General features: G+C 69.3%; 6 protein-coding genes and 1 other RNA gene. 1 reads left to right on the forward strand and 6 read right to left on the reverse strand.

Annotation, left to right across the window (positions count from 1 at the left end):
- Positions 1–593: 593 nt before the first annotated feature.
- Entirely contained in the window at positions 594–1,571 is a 978-nt protein-coding gene (locus tag ACWELQ_RS32680; protein ID WP_452400892.1) for a slipin family protein, read from the reverse strand.
- A gap of 209 nt (positions 1,572–1,780) precedes the next feature.
- Positions 1,781–2,211, reverse strand: an RNA gene (gene rnpB, locus ACWELQ_RS32685) — RNase P RNA component class A.
- 30 nt (positions 2,212–2,241) lie between these two features.
- Here rnpB and ACWELQ_RS32690 point away from each other — a divergent pair.
- On the forward strand, positions 2,242–3,129 hold the full coding sequence (locus tag ACWELQ_RS32690; RefSeq protein WP_452400893.1) for an alpha/beta hydrolase: 888 nt from the start codon (positions 2,242–2,244) through the stop codon (positions 3,127–3,129).
- A 38-nt stretch (positions 3,130–3,167) separates the two neighbouring features.
- On the opposite strand, the gene ACWELQ_RS32695 is transcribed toward ACWELQ_RS32690, so the two are convergent.
- The 4 genes from ACWELQ_RS32695 to ACWELQ_RS32710 form a co-directional block, all read right to left on the reverse strand.
- Entirely contained in the window at positions 3,168–4,457 is a 1,290-nt protein-coding gene (locus ACWELQ_RS32695; protein WP_452400896.1) for a bifunctional RNase H/acid phosphatase, read from the reverse strand.
- A 91-nt stretch (positions 4,458–4,548) separates the two neighbouring features.
- A complete protein-coding gene (locus ACWELQ_RS32700) occupies positions 4,549–5,286 on the reverse strand; it encodes a zinc ribbon domain-containing protein (protein WP_452400894.1) in 738 nt (245 codons plus the stop codon).
- Positions 5,287–5,472: 186 nt separating this feature from the next.
- Complete coding sequence (locus ACWELQ_RS32705; RefSeq protein WP_452400897.1) at positions 5,473–6,579, reverse strand: Nif3-like dinuclear metal center hexameric protein; 1,107 nt, start codon at positions 6,577–6,579, stop codon at positions 5,473–5,475.
- Positions 6,580–6,661: 82 nt separating this feature from the next.
- Positions 6,662–7,123, reverse strand: a 462-nt coding sequence (locus tag ACWELQ_RS32710; protein ID WP_452400895.1) for an aminotransferase class I/II-fold pyridoxal phosphate-dependent enzyme, incomplete at its 5' end; no start/stop codon positions are given.

The raw sequence follows: 7,123 nt of genomic DNA on the forward strand, positions 1-7,123 counted from the left end.
TTCTGCGCAACCCACTGCGTATCCGCGGGGGTGAGATCCACCTGCACCCCACCCGGCAGCGGGGTCACCGCGACCGCGGAGGCGGACCCGGAACCCAGCACAACCGAAACGGAAGCGGCAGCGGCAAGAAGTGCGCCGACTGCCAGTTTGCGAGCAATTCGCATTTAGACGAGACCTGCTTTCCGACGTTTGTTGAGCCCTTCGCCCGTTGCGGACCGCAACGGAACTTTCCAACGCGCAACACTTTATGACGTCGATCACGTTCGGTGCTAGTTCGGAGCAGATAACCCGCTCGACACGCCGAGCCACGCCGACACACGCAAGGTGACGCACCGCAATTCTCATCCAACCGAGGGGTCTGCGCACGCGAGCGGGAGAGCGGCGTCGGTCACGCCGCCCTCCCGCTTGCGGTGGTCCTACTGGCGAACCGCCGCGTTATTCACCGCGCAGTCCACCCGGGAACTTGGCCGTGAAGAACTTGAATCCGTACGCGATCCCGAAAAAGATCACGATGGCCGCCGGCTGAATCACACCCGCCATGACTTACTTCCTCATCCTCATACCGCCGGCCGCGCCCGGACCCGGTGCCCGCGCTACGCCGACTCCTTGCCCGCGCCCGGCGCACCGGACGCGTTCGTCTTTCCCTGTGCCCCCGGGTGTTCCAGTGCGGCGAGGGCCTCCTGGACGCCGGGGCGGCCGAGCAGGGCCATCAGCTCGGCGGGGCCGAGGGCTTGTGGTCCGGCGACCGGCGGGGCCGGGAGCTGTTGCTGCCGGGGCTGCGGCTCTTGTTCCGACTCGTCCTCGGCCTTCGGCGTGGAACGCTCCAGAAATCGGAGAAGCTCCACGGGAAACGGCAACACCAGGGTCGAATTCTTCTCCGCCGCAACCTGAACCACGGTCTCGAGGAAGCGCAGTTGCAGCGCGGCCGGAGCCTGGGACATGTTCGCGGCCGCCTCGGCCAGTTTGGTCGAGGCCTGGAGCTCGCCCTCGGCGGAGATGATGCGGGCGCGGCGTTCGCGCTCGGCCTCGGCCTGGCGAGACATGGAGCGCTTCAACGCATCCGGCAGCGCCACGTCCTTGATCTCCACGCGATCGATGTGCACGCCCCAGTTCAGCGCGGGACTGTCGATCATCAATTCCAGGCCCTTGTTGAGCTGTTCACGATTGGACAGCAGATCATCCAGCTCGCTCTTGCCGATGATCGACCGCAGCGAGGTCTGCGCCACCTGCGCCACCGCGAACAGATAGTCCTGCACCTCGATGATCGCCCGCAGCGGATCGACCACCCGGAAGTACACGACCGCGTCCACCCGGACCGTCACATTGTCGCGAGTGATCCCCTCCTGCGCGGGCACCGGCATCGTGACCACCCGCATCGACACCTTCTGCAGCTTGTCCACCCCCGGAATGAGCAGCCGCATCCCCGGCTCCTTCACCGCCCGCACCCGCCCCAGCCGCATCAGCACGCCCCGCTCGTACTGCGCGATCACCCGAACCCCCGAACCGAGCACGATTCCGGCAATGACGACGATGGCGGCAAGCCACCCAATCAACAGATAGAGAACATCCATTGTTCGCTCCGCGAAAGTATTTCCGCGCCACCGGAAACCCGATGGTGTGCCTTCCATCATGGCACCGGAAGATCGCGCCTGCGAAGACATAACAAACCCGCAACATGGGTTTCAGGGGCTTGCCCCTGAGCCATCCCTACCCGCTGCGGGGTTTCAGGGGCTTGCCCCTGAGAGTTTCGAGAGTTGAGCAACTCTCGAGAGTTTCTAGGCGGACGAGTCGGTCTGTAAGCCGGATCCTGTCCCAGGCGTCGCGACGCCTGGTGGCGACCATCCATCTGGACACACCGTTGCCGGGTGCCTCGAGCGGTCCACCCGCAGGCTCGGGCGAGCAGCCCTCAGACACCTGCGCAGTCGCACTCTCGCGAGTCCGACCTTCGACCTTGCTCCGGGCGGGGTTTACCTAGCCGCGCCGATCACTCGGCGCGCTGGTGCGCTCTTACCGCACCGTTTCACCCTTACCGGCGGTGCACTTCTCGCGAAGTGCGGCCCACCGGCGGTCTCTTCTCTGTGGCACTGTCCCGCGGGTCACCCCGGGTTGCCGTTAGCAACCGCCCTGCTCTCCGGAGTCCGGACTTTCCTCGGCGACTGGCAGCGGCACAAGCGTGCCCGTTCCCGTCGCCGCGGCCGCCCGACCGACTCGTCCGCGGCCACCAGGGTACGGTAGGCCCCTATGGAGCGTGTGGAGGTGGGGTTCCCTTCGGGTGGCGAGCAGTGCGCGGCATGGCTGTATCTCCCCGATGGACCGCCCAAACCGCGCCCGCTGGTGGTCATGGGTCACGGGCTGGGGGCGGACCGGGAAATGGGGTTGGACCGGTATGCGCGACGCTTCGCGTCGGCGGGAATCGCGGGTCTGGCCTTCGACTATCGGTATTTCGGGGCCAGCGGCGGTGAGCCGCGGCAGCGGATCGACATCGCCAAGCAGCGCGAGGACTGGCACAGCGCGATCGCGTTCGCGCGCACCATCCGGGGTATCGACGCCACCCGAATCGCGCTGTGGGGCAGTTCGTTCGGCGGCGGCCACGTGCTGGCCGTGGCGCCCGACGATCACTACATCGCGGCCGTGGTGGCGCAGTGCCCGTTCACCAGCGGGCGGGCCTCGGCGCTGGCGAAGGGGCCGATCAGCCTGCTGCGCACCGGCACCCTCGCGCTCACCGATCAGGTTGTGGGGCCGATCATCCGGCGTCCCATCACCGCCCGGCTGGCCGGTAAGAAGCACTCCGCCGCGTTGATGAGCGCCGCCGACGTGCCCGCCGGATTCGGGCGGCTGGCCGAGGAGAGCACGCAGTACCGGCCCAAGGTGGCGGCCCGCGTCGGCCTGTCGACGCTGTTCGACAATCCGACCCGGCACGTCAAGGACATCAAAGCGCCTGTGCTGTACGCGATCTGCGACAACGACTCGGTGGCGCCCGCCGGGCCGACCCTGAAGGCCGCCGAGCGCACCAAGCACGCCACCGTGAAGCGGTACCCGATCGGGCACTTCGACATCTACTTCGACGACTGGTTCGAGAAGGCCGTCTACGACCAGACCGAATTCCTGATGGCGACCCTGCGCCCCTGAGCCGAGCTCGGAGACAGGGGGTTTCGACCCCCTGTCGCTCAGAGGTACGAGGTGTCGTTGGCGAGCCGGACCGAGGAGCCACCGTCCGGGTAGAACTCGGCGATCGACAGCGAAGCCAGGTCCAGGTGCAGCCGGTACAGCAGCGACGGGCCCACGCCCAGCGCCAGCTGCAGCAACGTCTTGATCGGCGTGACATGGCTGACCACAAGCACATTCGCGCCCGGGTGCAGCGCCACCAGGTCGCGGCGGGTGGCCTCCACCCGCTCCCGCACCTGATCGAAACTCTCGCCCCCGGGCGCGGGCACCGACGGATCGCCGAGCCAGCACGCGTGCAGTTCCGGATCGTGGTCGCGGGCCTCCTGGAACGACATCCCTTCCCAGGCACCGAAATCCGTCTCGATCAGTCCCGGCAGCTCCCGCACCGGCAGCCCGAACGCCCGCCCCGCCGCCTCGGCCGTCTCCTTCGCCCGCCCCAACGGCGAGCACACGATGACATCGATACCGCCCTTGGCCGCGAGCATCTCGGCGGCCTTACCCGCCTGCTCCCGCCCCAGCGCGGTCAACGGCGGATTCCCCCGGCCCGAATACCGCCGCTGCACAGAGAGTTCCGTCTGCCCGTGGCGTAGCAACAACAACCGCGTCGGCCGCCCGACGGCTCCCGTCCACCCGGGCGAAGGCGAGGTACTCGACTGCACGGCCCCGGCGGCCGCGCCGTCGACGATGCCCCCGGCGACCGCGGCGGCGATCTCCCCCACCCCGGAACGGCTTTCGACGCCCGATGCTTCCGACGACGCGGGGGCGATCTCCACCGCCGACCCCAGCGCCTCGGCGCTCGAGGGGATCGACACGGAATCCACCTCGACGCGAGCCTCCTCCACGGCCTTCGCCGACGCTTCCTCAGCCAGCGCCGTCCGTACCTCGCCCACGGTGCCCGCGTCGTCCATGGCCTCATTGGCGAGCTTGTCCGCGTGCTTGTTCTCCTTGCGCGGAATCCAGGTGAAGCTCACCCGGTCGAAGCCCGCGACCAGCCGCCGTGCCCGGTCCGCCAGCGGAATCATGCTCTCGTGCTTGACCTGCCAGCGCCCGGACATCTGCTCCACCACCAGCTTGGAGTCCATCCGCACGGCCACCTCACGCGCGCCCAGCTCGGCCGCCGCCTCCAAACCCGCGATCAGCCCGCGATATTCGGCGACATTGTTGGTGGTGACACCCAGGAACTCCCGCCGCTCGGCCAGCACCCGCGCATGATCCGCGTCGAACACCACCGCGCCGTACCCGGCGGGCCCGGGATTCCCGCGCGACCCGCCGTCGGCCTCCACGATCACCATATCCACCAACGCTTCTCACCTTCCGTACCGATCCGGAGCTGCGCCCGGACCGCCCGGAATCGGGGAGCGGGCCTGATCATTGGGGTCGGGACTACAGCCCGGAGTGCTTGGTGCGCACCAGGATCGCGCTGCATTCGGGGCAGCGGACGACCACGTCGGGGGCGGTCTGGGAGATGCGGGAGATCTCGCCGCGGTCGAGTTCGATGCGGCAGGCGCCGCAGCGGCGGGCCTGCAGCAGGGCCGCGCCCACACCGTAGGTGGTGCGCTGCTTGTCGTAGGCGGCGAGCAGGTCGGCGGGGAAGGCGCGGGCCAGGGCGAGGCGGTCGGATTCGCAGCGCTGCTCGGCGACGGCCAGGTCGGCGAGCGCCTCGTCGCGGCGGCGTTCGGCGTCCACCAGGTCGGCCTCGGCCTGATCCAGGTTGGCCCCGGCGTGGGAGTGGTTGTCGGCGGCGGCTTCGCGCCGCTCCATCACCTCGAGCAGGTCGTCTTCGAGGACCTTGCGGCGGCGTTCCAGACTGCCCAGCTCGTGCTGCAGTTCCGAGAGCTGCTTGGCCCCGACCGAACCGGCGGTCAGCATGCCGCGGTCGCGTTCCTCACGCTTGCGGACCGCCTCGATCTCGCCCTCGAGCTTGCGGATGTCGCGGTCCAGGTCGTCCATCTGGATCTCGACCTTCACCGCCGCGTCCTTGCGGGTGGTGCGCTCGCCCTCGAGCCGCGCCACCTCCTGCTGCTCGGGCAGCACCTTGCGGCGATGCCCGATCCGCGTCAGCTCGGCGTCGACGGCGGCGAGGTCGAGCAGCTTGGCCTGGATCGATGGTTCGGCATTCAACGCGAAGGGTCTCCTGGACGCTATGGACGGTTCAACTCTCGAGACTCTCAGGGGCAAGCCCCTGAAACCCCGAAGGACTCCTGGGGCGAGGCCTGGAGCCCGGAAGCACTCAAGACTCCCACCGTACCTGTCCCGGCGGGACCCTTTTGCCAACCCGGCGTCAAGCTGGACATTCGCTCGCGGCGGTCAGTGGTCGGCGGCGGATCCGAGCGTCCAGGGGTCGGTGCGGATCGACGAGACGCGGGTCTCGACCGCCGGCAGTGCGGCGTGCACCACAGCTTCGGCCTGCGCGCACCACGGGAGCTCGGTGGCCCAGTGGGCGGCGTCGATCAGCGCCGGACCACCCGCGCGCAGATGCTCGTCGGCGGGATGATGCCGCAGGTCGGAGGTGACGTAGGCGTCGACGCCGAGGCGGGACACCTTGCCCAGGAAGGAATCTCCCGCACCGCCGCACACCGCGACCGTCCGGATGATACGGTCCGGGTCGCCCGCGGCCCGCACACCCCACGTGGTCGTCGGCAGCCCCGCGCGCACCCGGGCGGTGAACTCGCGCAACGTTTCCGGGACCGCGAGCTCGCCGACCCGCCCGATACCCAGGCTCGACGGCAGCCCGGCCCGCTCGGTCACGTGATAGGCGGGCTCCTCGTACGGATGCGCGGCACGCAGGGCCGCCAGCACGGCCGCGCGACGCGACGGCGCGGCCACCACCTCGAGCCGATCCTCGGTGACCTCGTGCAGTTCACCGACCGCGCCCAGCGCCGGATTGGCTCCCGCCAGCGGCCGGAACTGGGAGGTGCCGGTGGCTGTCCAGGCGGCATCGGCGTACTTCGGGCCCGACCCGGCCCCCGCGGCGAACAACGCGTCGAGCACCGCACCGGAGTGCGTGATCGGCACCGTCACCGTCCATTTGTCCAGCGCGGTCTGCGGTTTCGGGTCCAGCGGCCCGGTGACGGTCAGCCCGATCGCGTGCGCCAGCGCGTCCGAGACGCCGGGATCGGCGGAGTCGGCATTGGTGTGCGCGGTGAACAGGGCACAGCCGGAACGGATGAGCCGATGCAGCAGCGCGCCCTTCGGCGTGCTCGCCGCCACGGTGTCCACACCGCGCAACAGCAGCGGGTGATGCACGACCAGCGCCTGCGCACCCCAGTCGACGGCCTCGGCGACCACGGCCGCGGTCGCGTCGACCGCGAACAACACCCGCGACAGCGGCTCGTCCGGGTCACCGGCCACCAGTCCCACCGAATCCCAGGATTCGGCCAGCCGGGGCGGGTACGCCGCGTCCAGCGCCGCCATGAGATCCGCCAGCACCGTCGTCACCACAACCGAACCTCCTTCTCGCTCACCAACTCACGTCCTCGGACGGGCACGTCCGGGCTCACAAACCGACGTCGCGTATCGCCGCGACCAGCCGATCCACCTCGGCCGCGGGTCGCACCGCCACCCGCAGGAATCCCGTCTCCAGCCCCGGGAACGTATCACCGCGGCGCACCGCGATCCCCTTGTCCGCGAGCCGCTTTCGCAACAATTCCGCATCCGGCACCCGGATCAGCAGGAACGGCCCGTGCGCGGGCTCGTGCACCTCGATGCCGAGAGCCGCCAGCCGGGGAATCATGGCGGCCCGATCGGCCGCGATCCGCTCGGCCTTGTCCCGCGCCTCGGCGACGGCGGCCGGTTCACTCACCGCCGCAATGGCTTCCAGCTGCAAGGTGCCCAGCGGCCAGTGCGCGCGGCCCTGGTTGAGGCGACCTGCATAACTTCGATATCCACCCGACAATGGAGCTCCGGATCGAACACGGATACTCCGACCAGCCTGTGCCGTACCTCGGCTGACTACTCG

It is taken from the genome of Nocardia sp. NPDC004722 (assembly GCF_053601505.1).